Origin of the sequence: Rhodobacter flavimaris, from assembly GCF_021378075.1 — a bacterium.
Taxonomy (GTDB): domain Bacteria; phylum Pseudomonadota; class Alphaproteobacteria; order Rhodobacterales; family Rhodobacteraceae; genus Rhodobacter; species Rhodobacter flavimaris.
In genome coordinates, this window is record NZ_JAJUOS010000004.1 from 208312 (window position 1) to 228107 (window position 19796).

Genomic DNA, 19796 nt, shown 5'->3' on the forward strand with positions numbered 1-19796 from the left:
TAAAGATGGCATCCTATCAGGTGAGACAGCGCGACCCCCTTCTGGACCAGAACACGCAGGCGATCCTTGAACGCCGCGGCAAGGAACTGGTCGGCGCGGTGCTGATTTTTGCCGGGGTTCTCGTGGCGATGCTGCTGGGCAGCTACTCCCCCGAAGACCCGAGCTGGATGGCCGCCTCGGAAGAGCCGGTGCAGAACTGGCTTGGCCGGATCGGCGCGGGTATCGCCTCGCCGCTGGTGGTGATCGTCGGGCGCGGGGCGTGGCTGTTGCCGCTTGGCCTTTGGGTCTGGGGCGCACGGTTCGTCAGCCATCGCGGCGAGGAACGCCTGAGCCAACGCGCGGTTCTTCTGCCGATCGCTGTGGCCGTGGCCTCTGTCTATGCGGCGCTGCTGGTGCCGCCTGCCGACTGGGGCCAAGCATTCGGTCTGGGCGGGCATTTCGGCGACATGATCGCAGGCTCGCTTCTGGGGATCTCGCCGGTGTCGGGGACAGTCGGGCTGAAACTGCTTTCGCTGGTGCTCGCGGTGCTGACCATCGCTGTGTCGTCCTTCGTGCTGGGCTTTGATCGCGCCGAATGGGGCATGATCGCGCGCTTCCTGATGCTGGGCACGGTGGCGGCCTATGCCGGGCTGATGACCATGCTGGGCAAGGGCGCTTCGGCCTCGGTCCGTGCCGCGCAAACGGCAAGCGAACGCGCGCGCCAGCGCCGCGCTGCTGCTGCCGAGCGCGCCGACGATTACGCCACTTGGTCCGCGCAACAGGCCTGGGCGGCCGAGCCGCCGCTGGCCGCGACGCCCGAGCGCGGATCGCTTCTGTCGCGCATCCGTCGCGCGCAGGACAATGAGCCGCTGATCGACCCGGATGATCTGGAGCCCGAACTTTTCGAGCGCCAGCGCGACTGGCAAGGCGCCGGGGCCGCACCTTCGGAAGACCGTATTCGCGCCCGCATCGCCGAGGCGGTGAAGACCCGCGCGGCGACCGCCGCGCCCATCCCTGCCGCGCCCGCGGCACCGCTGCGCGCCGAAGCGCGTATCGAAGAGGCGCCCGCCGCGCCTCCCGCGCCCGCCTCGGTTCTGGCTGCGGTGGCCGCGCGCCTTGCGCGCGGGCCGAAGCCGCTGGTTGCCGCAAACCGCCCGTCGGCGCACGCCCTGCGCGCAGAACCCCCGCTGCAAGCCAAGCCCCGCTTCATGCCGGGCAAGGTGCAGGTGCCTCAGCCGCATTTCGAGCAGGGTGACAGCCCGATCCTGACGTTCGATACGCCCGCCGCGCCGCAGTTCGAGCCCTTCGATATCGACCTCGACATGGACGAGGCGCATTTCTCGGCGCCCGAGATGGATGCCGAAAGCCAGGATTGGGACGATACCGCAGATTACGACGACGGTTTTGCCGAGATCGACGATGAAATCCCGCCCGCGCCGCGCATGGAACTGAACCGCCAGGTGATCCCGCAAGCGCCCGAACGCCGCGTGGTGATGCCGGTCAAGAAGGCGCCCGCGCCCTCGAAACAGGCGATGGCCGAGGCTCAGCCCACGCTGCGCTTCGAGGCGCCCCAGCACCCCGCCTATGAGGTGCCGCCGCTGTCGCTGCTGACCAACCCGACGACGATCCAGCGCCACTCGCTGTCCGACGAGGCGTTGGAAGAAAACGCGCGGATGCTGGAAAACGTGCTCGACGATTACGGCGTGAAGGGCGAGATCGTCTCGGTTCGCCCCGGCCCCGTGGTCACGATGTACGAACTCGAACCCGCGCCGGGTCTGAAGGCCAGCCGCGTGATCGGCCTGGCCGATGATATCGCACGCTCGATGTCGGCGCTGTCGGCGCGTGTCTCGACCGTGCCGGGCCGCTCGGTCATTGGCATCGAACTGCCCAACGCCCACCGTGAAAAGGTCGTGCTGCGCGAGATCCTCGCCGCGCGCGACTTCGGCGACTCGAACCTGCGCCTGCCGCTCGCGCTCGGCAAGGATATTGGCGGTGAGGCGGTCGTCGCCAACCTCGCCAAGATGCCCCACCTGTTGATCGCCGGGACGACCGGCTCGGGCAAGTCGGTGGCGATCAACACGATGATCCTGAGCTTGCTCTACAAGCTTTCGCCCGACGAATGCCGGTTGATCATGATCGACCCCAAGATGCTGGAACTCTCTGTCTATGACGGCATCCCGCATCTGCTGAGCCCCGTTGTGACCGACCCAAAGAAAGCCGTCGTCGCGCTGAAATGGGTCGTGGGCGAGATGGAAGAGCGCTATCGCAAGATGTCCAAGATGGGCGTGCGCAACATTGAGGGCTACAACGGTCGCGTCAAAGAGGCACTGGCCAAGGGCGAGCTGTTCAAGCGCACCGTCCAGACCGGCTTTGACGAGGAAACCGGCGAGCCGATCTTCGAGACCGACGAGTTCCAGCCGCAGCCCTTCCCCTATATCGTCGTCATCGTCGACGAGATGGCCGACCTGATGATGGTTGCGGGCAAGGAAATCGAGGCCTGTATCCAGCGTCTGGCGCAGATGGCGCGTGCCTCGGGCATCCACCTGATCATGGCCACGCAGCGCCCCTCGGTCGACGTCATCACCGGCACGATCAAGGCCAACTTCCCCACCCGGATCTCGTTCCAGGTGACCTCGAAAATCGACAGCCGCACCATTCTGGGCGAGCAGGGCGCCGAGCAGCTTCTGGGCATGGGCGATATGCTTTACATGGGTGCCGGGTCGCGCATCACCCGTATCCACGGGCCGTTCGTCAGCGACGAAGAGGTCGAGGAGATCGTGAACCACCTCAAGTCCTTCGGGCCGCCGGAATATATGTCGGGCGTGGTCGATGGGCCGGATGACGAGGTCGCCAGCGATATCGACCAGGTCCTGGGCCTTGGCGGTAATACCGATGGCGAGGATGCGCTCTATGATCAGGCCGTGGCGATCGTGATCAAGGATCGCAAATGCTCGACCTCCTATATCCAGCGCAAGCTGGGCATCGGCTACAACAAGGCCGCGCGCCTGGTGGAGCAGATGGAGGACCAAGGCGTTGTCAGCTCAGCCAACCACGTCGGCAAGCGCGAGATCCTTGTGCCCGAGCAGTAAGCCCGCAGGAACGTGATGAAAGCCCCGCCGATCGTGATCCGGCGGGGCTTTTTCATTTTCCGCAGCGCGGATAAATTCGGGCGTATGAACATGCTTCGCTTCGCCCTCGCGCCCGTTCTCGCCCTCGCATTCGCGGTTCCCGCGTTTGCCGAGAAAATCCCGCTGAATGAGATCTCGCGCTACCTGAACGACTTGCAGACCGCGCAGGCCGATTTCACGCAGGTGAACGCGGATGGCTCGATCTCGACCGGTAAGATCTTCATCAAGCGACCGGGGCGGGTGCGGTTCGAATATACCTCGGACAAGACGCTGGTTTTGGCGAGCGCGGGGCAGGTGGCGATCTTCGACCCCAAGTCGAACTCGGGCCCCGAGCAATACCCGCTGTCGAAAACCCCGCTGAACCTGATCCTGGCAGAGAACGTAGATATGGCGCGTGAAAAGATGGTGGTGGGCCACAGCGCCGACGACAAGACCACGCGCGTCGTGGCTCAGGACCCCGAGCACCCGGAATATGGCTCGATCACGCTGGTCTTTACCGAAAAGCCGACCGAGCTGCGTCAGTGGATCATCACCGATGACAGCGGCGCTCAGACCACGGTCATCCTTGGCGATCTGACCAAGGGCGTCGATCTGGGCTCGGCGATGTTCAACATCGTCGTCGAAAGCAACCGCCGGAAGTAAGCCTTACTTGCCGCAGGCGTCCAGTTGCGCGCGGTACATCTGCGCGCGGGCCTCGACCTGATCGGCCACCGCGAGCAGCCAGCCCTTGGAATTGTGGCTGCCATTGGCATAACCCGAGCGCCCTTCGTGATAGGCCAGATACTGGTTGCGCGCATCGTATTTCGAGATCCCGAGACGCGCGCTGGTGCCGTCCATGTACCAGCCCATGAAATCGCTCGCGTCCTGGAACTTGTTGCGTCTGGCGCTGCGGCGGTTCGTGGCCTCGCGGTAATCGTCCCAGGTGCTGTCGATCGCCTGGCTGTAACCATAGGCCGAACTTTGGCGCCCGAGCGGGATGATCCCCAGGGCAAAGCGATGCGGTGTCTTGGCGTTGCCAATGAACTTCGATTCCTGGTGGATCGTTGCCATCTGCACATGAATCGGCACGCCCCAGCGGGACTCGGTCTTACGCATGGCCGCGTAATACGAAGGCTTCTCGCGCGCCAGAAGGCAGGCGTTGTCCAGATTTCGCGGTGCCCGCGAGTCGCCACCACCACATGCCGCAACAAGCAGCACGATGGCCAGTTTCAGGATGTTCTTCATGACTGCTCTTTTGCCGTTTGGCTTATTTGTCGATATTTTACGGGATTTCGTCGAAAGGGGAAATCACAAAGCGCCGAAGGGGCCGCAAAAGCGGACTGTCGGGCAGAAGGCCACAGATTGTTTCCAGCCAAATTGTGGCGAAATTGTGGACATAAGATGGAGTTAGGCGTTAGGTGGATCTATGGGTGCCATCATGTACAAGACTCACGCCAAGTATCATATCGGCCAGATCGTCCGTCACCGGAAGCATCCGTTCCGGGGTGTGATCTTCGATGTGGACGCGATGTTCTCGAACACGCAGGAATGGTATGATGCCATTCCCGAAGAAAGCCGCCCGTCCAAGGAACAGCCCTTTTACCACCTTCTGGCCGAGAATGACGACAGCTACTATGTCGCCTATGTTTCCGAGCAGAACCTGATGGCGGATTACTCGGGGGAGCCGGTCGAGCATCCCGATCTGCCCGACCTTTTCGGCGACTTCACGGATGGTCGCTATCCGCTCCAGTTTCATCTGAACTGAGCGCCTGAAGCGGCAGGCGGAAGGTCAGAAGGTTGCGCCCGCCCTCACGGTGGTAGCCCAGATCCTCCGCCAGATCCCGGATCAGAAACCAGCCAAAACCGCCCTCGGGCAGATCCTCGGGCGCCGGGCGCGACGGCCCGCCGTCCCACAGATGATCAAGGCACCGCGCGGGCAATTCAACGCCATCGTCGCTGACCGAACAGATCATGCTGCACCGGTCGCGCACCATCGACAGCGTGATCGTTCCGGTCTCATCGGCGCCATAGCCATGCTCGACGATATTGTTGAGCACCTCTGCAAGAACCAGTTCCAGCGTGCCCGCCTCATCCTCGCTCATCTGCCGGGCAAAGCGCGCGCGTGTCGCGCAAAGCGCCGCACGGACCGAGAGCGGGTCAGCCAGAAAACTCAGGTGAAAGACCTGCGCGGTGCCGCGTTTCGACCGCGTCTCGGTCAGGCTTCGACGTTCAGCCAGCATCCCGCAGCCCCTCGGCCAGCGCGGCATCGACATCGGCATGGATCGGGAAAACGGTATCCATCCGCGTCAGGTGGAACACTTTCTCGACATTGGGGGTCAGGCCCGCCAGTTCCAGCCGCCGCTCGGGCGCAAGCGATTTCATCACCGCGACCACCGCGCCAAGCCCCGAGCTGTCCAGGAACACCACGCGCGAAAGATCCAGCACGACCCGGGCCGAGGCGGGGGCGGTTTCCTCGCGCATCCGGTCCTTGAAACGGATCGCCACGGCGGCATCCAACCGGTCTTCCTCGACCCGAATGATCAAAGTGTCGCTACGTAACTTTGCGGTCAGGTTCATTTGGGCCTCCGGCGCAGGTGCAGTTGTGGCAACACTATCGGCGAATACTTACCATTCCGTATTCGAGGGATGGCTTTCTTGAGGGAGGAAAGAATGACCGAAGTCGTGATCGTCGGGGCCGCGCGGACACCCATGGGTGGGATGCAGGGGGCATTTTCGGGCCTGACAGCACCAGAACTCGGCGGGGCGGCAATCGCTGCCGCGCTCTCCCGTGCAGGCGTCGCGACCGAGCGGGTCGAAGAGCTGCTGATGGGTTGCGTGCTGCCTGCGGGGCAGGGGCAGGCCCCGGCGCGCCAGGCGGGCTTTGCCGCAGGACTGCCGCAGGACGTTCCGGCAACGACGCTGAACAAGATGTGCGGCTCGGGGATGAAGGCCGCGATGATGGGCTATGACCAGATTCGCGCGGGCGGGGCGGGGCTGATGGTCGCGGGCGGCATGGAAAGCATGACCAATGCGCCCTACCTGCTGCCCAAGATGCGCGGCGGCGCGCGGCTCGGCCATACGCAGGTGATCGACCATATGTTCCTCGACGGGCTCGAGGATGCCTATGACAAGGGCCGCCTGATGGGCACCTTCGCCGAGGATTGCGCGCAGGCCTTCCAGTTCACCCGCGAAGAGCAGGACGGCTACGCGCTCGCCTCGCTGACCCGCGCGCTAGAGGCGCAGAAATCGGGTGCCTTCGACGCCGAGATCGTCTCGGTCTCGGTTCCCGGAAAAGGCGGTGCAACCGATGTTGGCATCGACGAACAGCCCGGCAATGCGCGCCCCGACAAGATCCCGCATCTCAAACCCGCCTTCCGCAGGGACGGTACGGTGACAGCCGCCAACTCCTCTTCGATCTCGGACGGAGCGGCCGCGCTGGTACTTGCCTCGGCCGAACTGGCCGCCGCCGAAGGCCTGCCCGTGCGGGCGCGCATCCTGGGCCACGCAAGCCACGCCCAGGCCCCGGCCGAGTTCCCCACCGCCCCCGTGCCCGCCGCCGAAAAGCTGCTCAAGCGCCTCGGCTGGACGGTCGAGGACGTGGACCTGTGGGAGGTGAACGAGGCCTTCGCCGTCGTACCCATGGCGTTCATGCGCCGCATGGGCCTGCCGCATGATAAGGTTAACGTGAACGGCGGCGCTTGCGCGCTTGGCCACCCGATCGGCGCCTCGGGCGCGCGGATCATCGTCACGCTCCTGCACGCGCTCGAAGCACGCGGCCTCAAGCGTGGTATCGCCGCGATCTGTATCGGCGGCGGCGAAGGTACGGCCATCGCCATCGAGCGCCCTTGACCTCTTCAACGTGGTCGAAATATCCCACGGGGGTCCGGGGGTGTGAAACCCCCGGCCTTCTCCACCCGAGGACAAGATGCGCGTCGATTACGATCAGCTCGAACAACAGATAGCCGCCCTCAGCCATGGCGAGACCGACGAGGTCGCGCTGATGGCGACCTTGGCCTGTGAGATCCACCACGCCGATGATCGCTTCGACTGGACCGGATTTTACCGTGTCACGGCGCCGGAACTCCTCAAGATCGGTCCATACCAGGGCGGGCACGGCTGCCTGGTCATCCCCTTCTCGAAAGGCGTCTGCGGCGCCGCGGCGCGCACGCGTGAAACCCAACTTGTGCCCGATGTCGAGGCTTTCCCCGGCCATATCGCTTGCTCCTCCGCGACCCGGTCCGAGATTGTCCTGCCGGTCTTCGGCAAGGGCGGGCGGCTGATCGGCGTACTCGATATCGACAGCAACCAGCCCGAAGCCTTCACGACCAAGGATGCCGAGCGCCTCGAACGGATCCTCGCCGCCACCTTTGCAACGATTTGAAAAATCCCGCGTGACGGCGCCGCGGCGCTGATCTAGCGTGCCCCAAAGCAAAGCCCGGAGCGCGCTATGTGGGATACGTTTATGGCCTTCCCGGCCGGAACCTTGGCGGCCTTCATGGTGGGCGCGCTGGTGCTGAACTTCACCCCTGGATCGGATGTGCTTTTTGCCACCGCCTCGGGCATTCAGGGCGGGCCCAAGGCGGGCGCGGCGGCGGGTCTTGGCGTCGGTATCGGGGGCATCGCCCATGTGCTGGCCACGGCTTTCGGGCTGGGAGCGCTGGTCGCGGCGCATCCTGGTGTGCTTGATATCGTGCGCTGGTTCGGCGCGGGTTACCTGCTGTGGGTCGCGTGGCGCTGCTGGCGCGCGCCCGCGCCCTCGACCAGCTCGGTGCAGGGCGCGTTGCTGCCCTCGGTGGCGTTCCGACGCGCGATCATCACCAACCTGCTCAACCCCAAGGTCATGCTGTTCATGCTGGCCTACCTGCCGCAATTCACCAGCCCCTCGGTTGGCCCGATCTGGCAGCAGATCCTGATCCTCGGCACCCTCGTGATGACCACCGGCACCATCGTCACGGCGGGCTACGGGGCGACCGCAGGCTGGCTTGGGGCGCGGCTCGCGCAGCGGATGGGGGTGCTTAACCGTGTCGCGGCGGTCATGTTCGGGGGCCTTGCCGCCAAACTCGTCCTCGACTGAGCTTGATTTCGCCGCCCCGCCGGGCCATCTCCGCACGATGAGCGATTTCGTCTATACCCCGACCGCCGAGCAGCCCCGCGTGCTCCACGCCGATCACGAGATCCTGGTGGTTGACAAGCCCGCGGGCCTTCTGTCTGTGCCGGGCAAGGGCGAGGACCGCGCCGATTGCCTGATCAATCGCCTGCGCGCGGCCTTCCCCACGATCTTGCTGGTGCACCGGCTGGATATGGATACCTCGGGGGTGATGATCTTTGGCCTGACGCCCCATGCGCAGCGCCACCTCGGTCTGCAATTCGAGAACCGTCAGACGAAGAAGCACTACCTCGCGCGGCTCTGGGGGCATCTGGAGCCGAAAGAGGGCACCGTCGATCTGCCGCTGATTGTCGATTGGCCGAACCGCCCCAAGCAGCATGTGAACCATGAAACCGGCAAGCCCGCTCAGACCGGCTGGCGCGTGTTGCGGCATGATCCCGATGGCACGACGCGCGTGCGCCTCAACCCGCTGACCGGGCGCAGCCATCAGCTGCGTGTGCATATGATGGAGCTTGGCCACCCGATCCTCGGCGATCCGCTTTACGCCGAAGGCGCCGCACGGGATTTCCCGCGCCTTATGCTGCACGCCGAGAGCCTGCGCATCCGCCACCCCGACGGCGGCAAACACATGACCTTTACCGCTCCCTGCCCGTTCTAAGCGTCAGGCCAGATGGTCGATCCGGGCAAGGTATTGCACCTGGCTTTCGAGCGCCTTGAGCCAGCCCTTGACCAGCTTGGGGTCGTGCGGTGCTGAGTGCACGCCCACGGGGATGTCGTGTGTCAGGATGGATTCAACCGCCAGCGAAACGGTCCCCGACACCAGCCGCGCCATGGCCGAGCCGCGCGCATCGCCCTGCGCATCCAGCACCCAGCTTTGATGCCAGACCGCTCGCCCTTCATGCTTCGCCTCAAGCGAGACAACCAGCACCACGCGGTCGGGCTCATCCTTCAGATAGGGGTTCTCTCGCCAGAGCGTGTCGGCAAGATCGGCAAGGCGCTCCTCGGCCTCAGGGCCATCGCGTTCGAGCGCGGCGAACACCGGCGCCCAGGCATCGGACCAGCCCAGAAGGCGGATCGTGCCGCGCACGAAATCCTCGATCCGCCAGGACGGATCGAAGCGGTATTCCTCGATGAAGGGCAAGCTGTCGCGGTTCGGGTAGACCTCGAAGGTCTCGGGGTGCGGCAGGGGCGCGTCGAAGCGCGAGACCGCCTCCCACGGGTGACGCACCTTAAGTTCGGTGAAATGCCGGATCGAGCGTGCGGGCGTGCGCAGCGCGCGCAACACGCCAAGCGGCGACCAGCTGAACTTGTAGCGAAATGCGTTCGGGTGGGCGGGGATGCCGCCACAATAGCTGTGAAACGACAGGGTATTGCCCGCCGCCACCTTCCCCGAGACGCGGTAGCCCGCCACAAGATCATGCGCCATCAGGTGGTCGATGCCGGGGTCAAGCCCGACCTCGGCCAGGATCGCCACGCCTGCCTCGCGCGCGGGGCCATCCAGATCGCGCAACGGCTGCGACAGGTAAGATGAGCAGGCGAAATGCGCCCCTCGGCGCAGCGCGATCTGCGCCAGATCGCCATGCAGGTCGGGCGGCAGCATCGAGACGATCACCTCGCCCGGCTGCACGGTGGCCTCAAGCGCCTGTTGCGAGAAGCCGCTGATCTGCGCCTCGCGCCCGGCCAGAAGCGCATAGGCGGCGGGTTCGTCGATGGTCCAGACCGTCACCGCGTGCCCGACGTCGATCAGGCGCCGCAGGCCCGGCCCCGAACTCAGACCCGTTCCGCACCAGTGAATACGCCCCATCGCAGCCCCTCAGCCTTGCGCGGCGCGGCGTTCGGTCAGCCGATAGCCGCGCCGGATCGCGCGTCCGCGCCAGCGGTCGGCGGCCTGAGCAGCCTCGCGCAGGTTGGAAAACCAGTTCACCCGCATCCCCGCGCGGCGCCCCTGGCGGCCCCATTCGCGCAGCACCGAATATTCGCCAAAGAGATTGTCGGCGATTTCGACGCGGTAGAAGGCGCGAGCGGTGGGGCGGTGCAGCAGAAGGCTGAGCATGGCGGGGCCTTGGGTTGGTCTTGTCCCTTCAGGGAATCAGAACCGAGCGGCTGATGCCAGCGCAAAATCACTCCCACCGGACCTCGCCCAGGAAGATGTAGCCCGCGCCGTAGATCGTCTTGATCAGGCGCGGGTTCTTGGGGTCTTCGCCCAGCTTGGTGCGCAGCCGCGAGATGCGCACGTCCATCGCGCGATCAAAGCTTTCGCCTGCCACGCCGCCAAGATGTTCTTGCATCTGCGCGCGGGTCAGCAGCCGGTTGGGGCTGTCGAGGAACAGCCGTAACACCTCGCCCTCGGCATGGGAAAAGGGGGTCTCGCGTCCTTCGGTATCGACCAGAACGTAACGATCGAAATGGGCGCGCCAGCCCGCGAAATGCGCGATCTGGGCGCTTGCGCTGGCCTCGGTGCGGGACTTGCGCAGGCGGGCGCGGATGCGCGCCACAACCTCGGCCGGGTCGAAGGGCTTGATGATGTAATCGTCGGCGCCAAGCTCCAGCCCGGTCACCCGGTCCTGCACCTGCGCGCGCCCCGAGATGATGATGATCGCCGCCCCGGATTCGAGCGCGAGCCGATGCACCAGCGCCAGTCCGTCGCGGTCGGGCAGGCCGAGATCCACGAGGCAGACATCGAAGGCCGTGCGCTTCAGGGCCGCCTCGAACTCGGTCGCGCGGGAATAGGAGGTGGTGCGAAACCCGGCCTCTTCGAGCGTATCGGCGAGCATCCGGCGGATCTCGGGTTCATCGTCGAGGATGGCGACATGCGGGGCGGTCATCGGCGGGCTCCGGCAAGTGTGGCGGCAAGGGTAGCCGCGTTGAAGGGTTTTTGCAGCACCGGGCAGGGAGCGGAGGCGCGCAGCGCATCGCCCGGCGGCAGCGAGGTCATCAGCACGACGGGCAGACGTTCGGCAATGCGGTTGGCAAGGTCCACGCCGGTGCCATCTCCGGGCAGCTGGATATCCGACAGAACCAAGCCGATATCGGGCAACGCCAACAGCGCCTCGGCCTCGGCGACGCTGCCGGCCTCGATCACCGTGTGATCCATGCCGCGCAGCATTTCGCGGGTATGGGCGCGGATTTCCTCGTTGTCCTCGACCAGCAGAACCAGCATCGGCGCGGTCTCGGCCTGGGCAGGGCGCAGCGGCAGGCGCAGCGCCACGAGCGCGCCTTCGGGGGTGTTTTCCAGACGCACGGTGCCGCCCGCAAGCTTGGTCTGGTCATAGACCATCGACAGCCCGAGCCCCGAGCCCTCGCCGCCCTTGGTGGTGAAGAAGGGATCGAGCGCGCGGCTCAGCGCCTCTTCCGAGAAGCCGGGGCCAGTGTCGCTGACCGAGATCTCGACCCAGGTGTCGCGCACCGGATGCACCTCGACCCGGATCGTGCCGCCCTGCGGCCCCATCGCATCGCGGGCATTCAGAAGCAGGTTCAACACGCTGTCCTGCAGTTGACCGGGGTCGAGCAGAACCGGCCCCTCGATCCCGCCGACGAAGGTTTCCAGTTGCACCGCGTCGCCAAGGGTCGGGCGGGCCATCGCGGCGATATCCTCGATCATCGGGCGCAGTTCGACCGCCTGGGGGCGCAGCTCGCGCTTGCCCGAGATCGCGGCGATCCGGTCGAGCAGGGCGCCACCCCGGCGCGCTGCCGCGAGCGTCGCACGCACGGCCCCTTGCGCATCGGGCGACAGGCCGGGCATCCGCTCAAGTCGCCCCTGAAGACCCAGGATGATCGTCAAAAGGTTGGCGAAATCATGCGCCAGCCCCGAGGTCAGCTGTGCCGCCAGCTCGCGCTTGGAGGATTGCGCCAGCGCCGCGCGGGCCTGCGTTTCATGCGTTACGTCGGTCGAAAGGATATAGACGCCCTTCACCTGTCCCGAGGCCGCGCGGTCGGGGGTCAGCGCGATGCGGATGCGCCGCCCCGAGGGTTCGTGCGTGATCTCAAGCACATTGCCCTGACCGGCCAGCGCCTTGACGAAACCGGGCTCGATCCGCGCGAAAGTATCCAGCCCCAGAACGTCATTGGCGTGTTTGCCCACCGGATCGTCGAGCGATCCGGGCATCACCGCCGTCAGCCGCCGGTTCGAGAAGGTATAGATGAAGTCCCGCCCCATATGCGCGATATGGGCGGGCATCATCTCGGTCACCTGCCGGGTGCGCGCCTCGATCGCAGTCAGCTCACGCTGCGCTTCTTCCAGCGCGGCGTTGGTGGCCGCCAGCGCGCGGTTCGCGCCCGCCAGCCGCTCGGCATTTTCCAGCACCTGCTCGGACAGCTCGGCCGAGTGCGCTCGCAGCAGGGCCTCCTGGCGCTTGATCTCGGTAATGTCGGTATAGACGGTGACCCAGCCGCCCTGCGGCAGGGGCGCGCCCTCGACCGCGATGGTGCGGCCGTTGGTGCGGGTGCGCTCAAGGTAATGCGGCTGAAAGGCGCGGGCCTGCTCGACGCGCACATGCACCGCTTCCTCGATGTCGTTGACAGGGCCGTATTCGCCGCGCAGCACCAGCAGGCGGATCGTATCCTCGAACGAGGTGCCGACGCGGGTGAATTCGTCCGGCAGGTCGAACATGCGCTGATACTGGCGGTTCGAGACGGCCAGCCGCAGGTCGCTGTCGAAGATCGACAGGGCCTGCCCGATCAGGTTCAGCCCCGCCTGTGTCAGACGCTCGCGTGGGTCTTCTGCGCTCATCGGTTCCTCCCCGCTCATCGCTAACATTCCGGGGGGGAATGAAAAAGGGGCCTGTTGCTCCGGTAAGAATTCGTTAGATTCGGGTAAAAATCAGGAAAACTTTGACCGCGAGGGTGACGCTGTGCCGCTATGGGGCGCAGGAGGAATCGCCCCTGCGGCGAGAACGCCGGGTAACCGGCGCGAGGGAGGAACAATGGCTGACGCAGTTGCGGCAGAGGGATCTGCGCATTCGATTCCTGCGCTCTTGGCGCGGAACGTGCAGCGATACGGCGGTTATCCCGCCTATCGTGAAAAAGAATTCGGCATCTGGCAGAGCTGGACCTGGGCGCAGGCTTCCGAGGAAATCCGCGCCATGGCGATGGGCTTCCTGAGCCTTGGCGTCAATCGTGGCGACCACATCGCCATCATCGGGCGCAACCGCCCGGCGCATTACTGGGCGATGGTCGCGGCGCAGATGTGCGGCGCTGTGCCGGTGCCGCTCTATCAGGATGCCGTGGCCGAAGAGATGGCCTATGTGCTGGGCCATTGCGGTGCGCGCTTCGTCGTCTGCGGCGATCAGGAACAGGTCGACAAGGTCGTCGAGATCGAAGACCAGATCCACTCGATCCAGCATGTCATGTATACCGACAAGCGCGGTATGCGGAAATACGACCATAGCCGTATGAACGCGCTGGGCGATGTCGTGGCCGAGGGCCGCGCGGGCCACTACCGCTACGAGGAAGAGCTAAACCGCCGCATCGCCGAGCTGACCTACGACTCGACCTGCGTGATGCTTTATACCTCGGGCACCACCGGAAAGCCCAAGGGCGTGGTGCTCTCGAACCGCAACATCATCGAGACGGCCAAGAACTCTTGCGCCTTCGACAAGCTGACCCGGAACGAGGAAGTCCTGGCCTACCTGCCGATGGCTTGGGTCGGCGACTTCATCTTCTCGGTCGGGCAGGCCTATTGGGCGGGTTTCACTGTGAACTGCCCCGAGAACGCCTCGACCATGATGACCGACCTGCGCGAGATCGGGCCGACCTATTTCTTCGCCCCGCCGCGCGTGTTCGAAGGTCAGCTGACCAACGTCATGATCCGTATGGAAGACGCGGGCAAGTTCAAGAAATGGCTGTTTGACCGCTACATGGCGCTGGCGCGCAAGGTGGGTCCGGCGATCCTGGACGGCAAGCCCGTGAGCGGCGCGGAGCGTCTGGGCTATGCGCTTGGCAACCTCTTCATCTACGGCCCGCTGAAGAACACACTTGGCTTCACGAATATCCGCGTGGGCTATACTGCGGGCGAGGCCATCGGCCCCGAGATCTTCGATTTCTACCGCTCGCTGGGGATCAACCTCAAGCAGCTCTATGGCCAGACCGAGGCCAGCGTTTTCATCACCCAGCAGCCCGATGGCGAAGTGCGCTCCGATACGGTCGGCGTGCCCTCGCCCGGCGTCGAGGTGAAGATCGGCGACAACGGGGAGGTGTTCTACCGCAGCCCCGGTACCTTCGTCGAATATTACAACAACCCCGATAGCACCGCCTCGACGAAAGATCCCGAGGGCTGGGTGGCAACGGGGGACGCAGGCTTCTTCGAGGAAGGCTCGGGCCACCTGCGTATCATCGACCGCGCCAAGGACGTGGGAAAGATGGCCGACGGGCGGCTGTTCGCACCCAAATACGTTGAAAACAAGCTGAAGTTCTACCCCAACATCCTCGAGGCTGTCGTCTTTGGCGCGGGCAAGGACCGCTGCACGGCCTTCATCAACATCGACCTGAACGCGGTCGGCAACTGGGCCGAGCGCAACAACATCGCCTATGCCTCGTATCAGGAACTGGCAGGTCACCCGAAGGTCTATGAGATGATCAAGAGTCATGTGAACGAGGTAAACGCCTCGGTCGCGCTCGATCCGATGCTGTCGGGCTGCCAGATTCACCGCTTCCTGATCCTGCACAAGGAACTGGATGCCGACGATGGCGAGATGACCCGGACCCGCAAGGTGCGCCGCAATATCGTGGCCGAGAAATTCGCCGACCTTATCGAGGCGCTCTATGACGGACGCACCAGCGTCTACACCGAGACCGAGGTCACCTACGAGGATGGCCGCAAGGGCGCGATCAAGGCGACGCTGAGCATCGCCGATGCCGATGTCGCCCCCGAACAGAGGATGGCCGCGGAATGAACGACATGAGCGACGGTTACATCACCGCAGACGGCCGCCAGATCGGTGGCGTTCTGATGGAGCTGAAGAACATCACCCTGAAGTTCGGCGGCGTCACGGCAATCAGCGATATCTCGTTCGACATCCGTCAGGGCGAGATCCGCGCGATCATCGGCCCCAACGGGGCGGGCAAGTCCTCGATGCTGAACGTCATCTCGGGCTTCTACATCCCGACCGAGGGCGAGGTCTGGTTCAAGGGCTACAAGCGCGGGCCGATGCGCCCCTACCAGGTCGCCCAGTTGGGCATCGCGCGTACCTTCCAGAACATCGCGCTGTTCGACGGCATGTCGGTGCTGGACAACATCATGACCGGGCGCCTGACCCTGATGAAATCGGGTCTGCTGAGCCAGGCGATGTGGTGGGGCAGTGCCTCGAAGGAAGAGGACGAGCACCGCGAGAAGGTCGAGAAGATCATCGACTTCCTTGAGATCCAGCCGATCCGCAAGACGCCCGTGGGCCGACTGCCCTATGGTTTGAAGAAGCGGGTGGAACTGGCGCGCGCGCTGGCCGCCGAGCCCAAGATCCTGCTTCTGGACGAACCGATGGCTGGCATGAACGTCGAGGAAAAAGAGGATATGTGCCGCTTCATCCTCGATGTGAACGACGAGTTCGGCACCACCATCGTGCTGATCGAGCATGACATGGGCGTCGTGATGGACCTGTCCGACCGCGTGGTCGTCATGGATTACGGCCGCAAGATCGGCGATGGCCCGCCCGATGAGGTGCGCAACAACCAGGACGTCATCGACGCCTATCTGGGGGTGGCCCATGACTGAGCTTCGGGGCCGCGAAACGCCTATGCACACGCCCTGCATCCTTGATGCAGACATCCTGCAGACGACGCCGACGGGAGGGCACCATGCCTGATCAACTTCTCTTTGCGATGGAAGTGACGCTGAACGGCCTGATGGCTGGCGTCATGTATGCGCTGGTCGCCCTTGGCTTCGTGCTGATCTACAAGGCCTCGGGCATCTTCAACTACGCGCAGGGCGTGCTGGCGCTGTTCGCCGCGCTGACGCTGGTAGGTATCCAGCAGGGGCAGGTGCCCTTCGCCCATCTGATCAACGCGATGACCGGGATGCATGTCAGCCACTTCGGCTGGACCGTGCCCTCGGTGCTTGCGATCATCCTGACGGCGGGCGTGATGGTCGGTCTTGCGGTCATCATCGAGAAACTGGTGCTCAAGCACCTCGTCAACCAGGCGCCGATCATCCTGTTCATGGCGACCATCGGGCTTGCCTATTTCCTGGAAGGTTTCGGCGACGTCATGTGGGGCGCCGATATCAAGAAGCTCGACGTGGGCCTGCCGCAGGGTATTTCGGAAACCGTGGAAAGCGTGACCGACAGCATCTTCGGCTACGGCTTCTTCATCGACAATCTCGATATCGTGGCGACCGTGGTGGCCGTGCTGCTGGTGACCGCGCTGACACTCTTCAGCCAGTATTCCAAGCAGGGCCGCGCGTTGCGCGCCGTGGCCGATGACCACCAGGCCGCGCTGTCGGTGGGCATCTCGCTGCGCTTCATCTGGATCCTGGTCTGGTCGATCGCGGGCTTTGTGGCGCTTGTCGCGGGGATCATGTGGGGTTCGAAGTCGGGCGTGCAGTTCTCGCTCTCGCTGATCGCGCTCAAGGCGCTCCCGGTGCTGATGCTGGGCGGTTTCACCTCGATCCCGGGCGCCATCGTGGGCGGTCTGATCATCGGCGTGGGCGAGAAGCTGTTCGAGTTCGCCATCGGTCCGATGATCGGCGGCGCGACCGAGAACTGGTTTGCCTATGTGCTGGCGCTGATCTTCCTCGTGTTCCGGCCGCAGGGCCTGTTCGGCGAAAAGATCATCGAGCGGGTGTAATTGATATGGCTAACATTCACGAAAAGAAATCTGTTGATCTGGATGGCGCGCTGCGACATCCTGCCGCAGATTCGGCAGTGAACGGGCGGGGAGGCCTGTGTCGAAGGGAAGGGAGCCACAAGCGGCCCCGTATGGCCGCGACAAGGATTGGGAGGTCCTTCGGTCATGAAAACCTGCGCTACTGTTTGCACAATTGGTTGGGGCGCCGCACTGGCCTTCGGCTGGATCGCACTTGCCGCCCCGGTGGGCGAGCCGGGTGGATTGCAAACGCTCAACATGCTGCTTGCGTCCGCCGGAGCGGGCGTCGGGCTCTGGTCCTGGCTGCGGTTGCGCCGGGGCTGCTGATCGGGGGCGGAACGTCCTTCCCCCGCAACAATGACGGGGGGAGGCTCTGATGTTCTACCGCGAGGCCGGTGATTTCAAAACGTCCTATCGGGAGGACAGCCAAACCTTCCCGATCAAGTTCGACCGCCTGCGCTACTATGCGGTTCTGGCAGTCGCCTTTGGCGTGATCCCGCTGTTCATCAATGACTACTGGGCAAACGCGGTCTTCGTGCCGTTCCTGATCTATTCGATCGCGGCGATCGGGCTGAACATTCTGGTGGGCTTTGCCGGGCAGGTCAGCCTAGGCACCGGCGGTTTCATGGCTGTGGGCGCCTATGCCGTCTACAAGCTGATGACCGCCTTCCCCGAGGTATCGGTCTTCTTTCACGTGCTGATCGCGGGCGGCATCACCGCTGGCGTGGGCGTGCTGTTTGGTCTGCCGTCGCTGCGCATCAAGGGCTTCTACCTTGCTGTGGCGACGCTGGCGGCGCAGTTCTTTCTCGTGTGGCTCTTCAACAAGGTGCCGTGGTTCTACAACTACTCGGCCTCGGGGCAGATCAACGCGCCCGACCGCACGATTTTCGGTGTGTTCGTCACCGGCGCGCAGACTTCGGCCACGGCGAAATACATGTTCTGCCTGGTGATGCTGACGATCGTCGCGGTGATTGCGCGCAACCTGACGCGCGGCACGGTGGGGCGCAAGTGGATGGCGATCCGCGACATGGACATCGCCGCCGAGATCATCGGGGTGAACCCGCTGACCACCAAGATCACCGCCTTTGCCGTCAGCTCGTTCTTCATCGGCATCGCCGGGGCGCTGTTCTTCGCGGTCTATCTGGGCGCGGCCGAGGTGGGTGAGGCTTTCGGCATCCAGAAGTCCTTCCTGATCCTCTTCATGGTGATCATCGGGGGGCTGGGGTCGATCTTCGGCAGCTTCGCGGGCGCGGCCTTCCTGGTCCTGCTGCCGGTGCTTCTGAAGAACGTGCTCGTGGGCACGCTGGGTTGGCCGACCGACCTGGCCGCGCATATCGAGCTGATGATCGTGGGCGGGTTGATCGTGGTCTTCCTGATCGCGGAACCGCATGGTCTGGCGCAACTATGGCGCCTGGCCAAGGAGAAACTGAGACTCTGGCCCTTCCCGCACTGAGGGGCCAGCCAAGAACCGGGCAACCGGCAACCAACACCTGAATACGTTCTGGGAGGATTGACGTATGAAGAAGACCTTTGCAGCACTTGCGGCCGCGACCATCGCTGCCACCGCCGCTCCGGCGATGGCCGATCTGGTGGTGCCGAACCTGAGCTACCGTACCGGCGCCTATGCCGCCAACGGCATTCCCTACGCGGATGGCTTCAACGACTATTTCACGCTGCTCAACGAGCGTGACGGCGGCATCGGCGGCGAGAAGGTCGTCGTGCCGGAATGCGAGACCGCCTACAACACCGAGAAAGGTGTGGAGTGCTACGAGTCGACCAAGGGCATGGGCGCGCTGGTCTATAACCCGCTCTCGACCGGCATCACCTATCAGCTGATCCCGAAGGTCTCGGCCGACGGCATCACGCTTTACACCCCGGGCTACGGCCGCACCTCGGCCGCCAATGGCAAGGTGTTCGAATGGGTGTTCAACTACCCGGCGAACTACTGGGATGGCGCCTCGGTTGCGGTCAAGCACCTGCTTGAAGTCAACGGCGGCGACCTGAACGGCAAGAAGATCGCGCTGGTCTATCACAACTCGGCCTATGGCAAGGAACCGATCCGCACCCTGACCGAGCTGTCGAAGAAGCACGGCTTCACGCTGGTCGAGCTGCCGGTTGATCACCCCGGCCAGGAGCAGAAGTCGCAGTGGCTGCAGATCCGCCGTGACAAGCCCGATTATGTCCTGATGTGGGGCTGGGGCGTCATGAACCAGGTCGCCATCCAGGAAGCCGTGAACATCAAATATCCGATGGAGAACTTCATCGGCATCTGGTGGTCGGGTTCGGAAAACGACGTGGGTCCGGCGGGCGATGGCGCCAATGGCTACAAGACCATCAGCTTCCACGGCACGGGCGCGAACTTCCCGATCAACGACGATCTGAAGAAGTACGTTCTCGACGCGGGCAAGGGCTCGGGCGCGGCCGATCAGGTCGGCACCGTGCTGTACTCGCGCGGCATGTATGCGGCGATGACCATCTCGGAAGCGATCCGCAAGGCACAGGAAATCGCCGGCACCTCGGCGGTCAACGCGGCGCAGGTGCGCGAGGGCTTCGAGAACCTCAACCTGACCGAAGAGCGTCTGACCGAGCTTGGCCTGCCCGACTTTGCCCAGCCGATCGCAGCGAGCTGCGCCGATCACGGTGGCCCGGGCTCGGCCCGCATCTACCAGTGGGATGCCGGTGGAAAGACCTGGAACTCGGTGTCGGACTGGATCGTCTCGGATGCCGAGGTGCTTGACCCGCTGGTCGCCGAAGACTCGGCAGCCTTCGCGGCCGAAGCCGGTATCACCGAGCGCTGCAACTAAGCTGAC

General features: G+C 64.4%; 20 protein-coding genes. 13 read left to right on the plus strand and 7 right to left on the minus strand.

The annotated features are described in order from the left end of the window. Positions 1 to 5: 5 nt before the first annotated feature. Positions 6 to 3068 (plus strand): DNA translocase FtsK, encoded by a 3063-nt coding sequence (locus tag LZA78_RS07485; protein ID WP_233676316.1) that lies wholly within the window; start codon positions 6 to 8, stop codon positions 3066 to 3068. Positions 3069 to 3152: 84 nt separating this feature from the next. Continuing rightward, a complete protein-coding gene (locus LZA78_RS07490) occupies positions 3153 to 3749 on the plus strand; it encodes a LolA family protein (protein WP_233676369.1) in 597 nt (198 codons plus the stop codon). Between the two features lie 3 nt (positions 3750 to 3752). Here LZA78_RS07490 and LZA78_RS07495 read toward each other — a convergent pair whose 3' ends face one another. After that, positions 3753 to 4331, minus strand: coding sequence for a transglycosylase SLT domain-containing protein (locus tag LZA78_RS07495; protein ID WP_233676317.1), 579 nt, complete (start codon positions 4329 to 4331; stop codon positions 3753 to 3755). Between the two features lie 193 nt (positions 4332 to 4524). Here LZA78_RS07495 and hspQ point away from each other — a divergent pair, with 193 nt between their 5' ends. Then, positions 4525 to 4851: a heat shock protein HspQ gene (gene hspQ / locus LZA78_RS07500; RefSeq protein ID WP_233676318.1), complete on the plus strand. Its 327-nt coding sequence runs from the start codon at positions 4525 to 4527 to the stop codon at positions 4849 to 4851. On the opposite strand, the gene LZA78_RS07505 is transcribed toward hspQ, so the two are convergent. Beyond that, the gene (locus LZA78_RS07505; protein ID WP_233676319.1) at positions 4811 to 5326 is read right to left on the minus strand and encodes an ATP-binding protein; all 516 of its coding nucleotides are present in this window, start codon (positions 5324 to 5326) and stop codon (positions 4811 to 4813) included. The two genes, hspQ and LZA78_RS07505, sit on opposite strands and share 41 nt — an antisense overlap. Further along, positions 5316 to 5663, minus strand: a complete 348-nt coding sequence (locus tag LZA78_RS07510; protein ID WP_233676320.1) for an STAS domain-containing protein — start codon at positions 5661 to 5663, stop codon at positions 5316 to 5318. Before LZA78_RS07510 ends, LZA78_RS07505 begins: the two co-directional genes overlap by 11 nt. Before the next feature lie 93 nt (positions 5664 to 5756). Here LZA78_RS07510 and LZA78_RS07515 point away from each other — a divergent pair, with 93 nt between their 5' ends. From LZA78_RS07515 to LZA78_RS07530, 4 genes are all read left to right on the plus strand, one after another. Beyond that, complete coding sequence (locus LZA78_RS07515; RefSeq protein WP_233676321.1) at positions 5757 to 6935, plus strand: acetyl-CoA C-acyltransferase; 1179 nt, start codon at positions 5757 to 5759, stop codon at positions 6933 to 6935. Positions 6936 to 7011: 76 nt separating this feature from the next. Continuing rightward, positions 7012 to 7467 carry a free L-methionine (R)-S-oxide reductase MsrC gene (locus LZA78_RS07520; RefSeq protein WP_233676322.1) on the plus strand — a complete coding sequence of 152 codons (456 nt, stop codon included), beginning with the start codon at positions 7012 to 7014 and terminating at the stop codon, positions 7465 to 7467. Between the two features lie 66 nt (positions 7468 to 7533). Continuing rightward, the gene (locus LZA78_RS07525) at positions 7534 to 8160 is read left to right on the plus strand and encodes a LysE family translocator (RefSeq protein ID WP_233676323.1); all 627 of its coding nucleotides are present in this window, start codon (positions 7534 to 7536) and stop codon (positions 8158 to 8160) included. Positions 8161 to 8197: 37 nt separating this feature from the next. Next, a complete protein-coding gene (locus LZA78_RS07530) occupies positions 8198 to 8851 on the plus strand; it encodes a pseudouridine synthase (RefSeq protein WP_233676324.1) in 654 nt (217 codons plus the stop codon). 3 nt (positions 8852 to 8854) lie between these two features. Here the strand turns inward: LZA78_RS07530 and LZA78_RS07535 are convergent, their stop codons facing one another. The 4 genes from LZA78_RS07535 to LZA78_RS07550 form a co-directional block, all read right to left on the minus strand. Next, on the minus strand, positions 8855 to 9997 hold the full coding sequence (locus LZA78_RS07535) for a saccharopine dehydrogenase C-terminal domain-containing protein (RefSeq protein WP_233676325.1): 1143 nt from the start codon (positions 9995 to 9997) through the stop codon (positions 8855 to 8857). 9 nt (positions 9998 to 10006) lie between these two features. Then, entirely contained in the window at positions 10007 to 10246 is a 240-nt protein-coding gene (locus LZA78_RS07540) for a WGR domain-containing protein (protein WP_218630460.1), read from the minus strand. Between the two features lie 67 nt (positions 10247 to 10313). Continuing rightward, positions 10314 to 11018: a response regulator transcription factor gene (locus LZA78_RS07545; protein ID WP_233676326.1), complete on the minus strand. Its 705-nt coding sequence runs from the start codon at positions 11016 to 11018 to the stop codon at positions 10314 to 10316. Beyond that, positions 11015 to 12922, minus strand: coding sequence for a PAS-domain containing protein (locus LZA78_RS07550; protein ID WP_233676327.1), 1908 nt, complete (start codon positions 12920 to 12922; stop codon positions 11015 to 11017). The genes LZA78_RS07545 and LZA78_RS07550 overlap by 4 nt, the downstream gene beginning before the upstream one ends. Positions 12923 to 13115: 193 nt before the next feature. Here LZA78_RS07550 and LZA78_RS07555 point away from each other — a divergent pair, with 193 nt between their 5' ends. The 6 genes from LZA78_RS07555 to LZA78_RS07580 all read left to right on the plus strand — a co-directional run bounded on the left by LZA78_RS07555 (position 13116) and on the right by LZA78_RS07580 (position 19790). Beyond that, positions 13116 to 15083, plus strand: coding sequence for a long-chain fatty acid--CoA ligase (locus LZA78_RS07555; protein ID WP_233676328.1), 1968 nt, complete (start codon positions 13116 to 13118; stop codon positions 15081 to 15083). After that, the gene (locus LZA78_RS07560) at positions 15080 to 15898 is read left to right on the plus strand and encodes an ABC transporter ATP-binding protein (RefSeq protein ID WP_233676329.1); all 819 of its coding nucleotides are present in this window, start codon (positions 15080 to 15082) and stop codon (positions 15896 to 15898) included. Before LZA78_RS07555 ends, LZA78_RS07560 begins: the two co-directional genes overlap by 4 nt. Before the next feature lie 83 nt (positions 15899 to 15981). Then, positions 15982 to 16968 (plus strand): branched-chain amino acid ABC transporter permease, encoded by a 987-nt coding sequence (locus LZA78_RS07565; RefSeq protein WP_233676330.1) that lies wholly within the window; start codon positions 15982 to 15984, stop codon positions 16966 to 16968. Positions 16969 to 17133: 165 nt separating this feature from the next. Further along, positions 17134 to 17313, plus strand: coding sequence for a hypothetical protein (locus tag LZA78_RS07570; protein ID WP_233676331.1), 180 nt, complete (start codon positions 17134 to 17136; stop codon positions 17311 to 17313). A gap of 49 nt (positions 17314 to 17362) precedes the next feature. Beyond that, a complete protein-coding gene (locus LZA78_RS07575; protein ID WP_233676332.1) occupies positions 17363 to 18439 on the plus strand; it encodes a branched-chain amino acid ABC transporter permease in 1077 nt (358 codons plus the stop codon). 64 nt (positions 18440 to 18503) lie between these two features. Further along, positions 18504 to 19790 (plus strand): ABC transporter substrate-binding protein, encoded by a 1287-nt coding sequence (locus LZA78_RS07580; protein ID WP_233676333.1) that lies wholly within the window; start codon positions 18504 to 18506, stop codon positions 19788 to 19790. Positions 19791 to 19796: the final 6 nt, after the last annotated feature.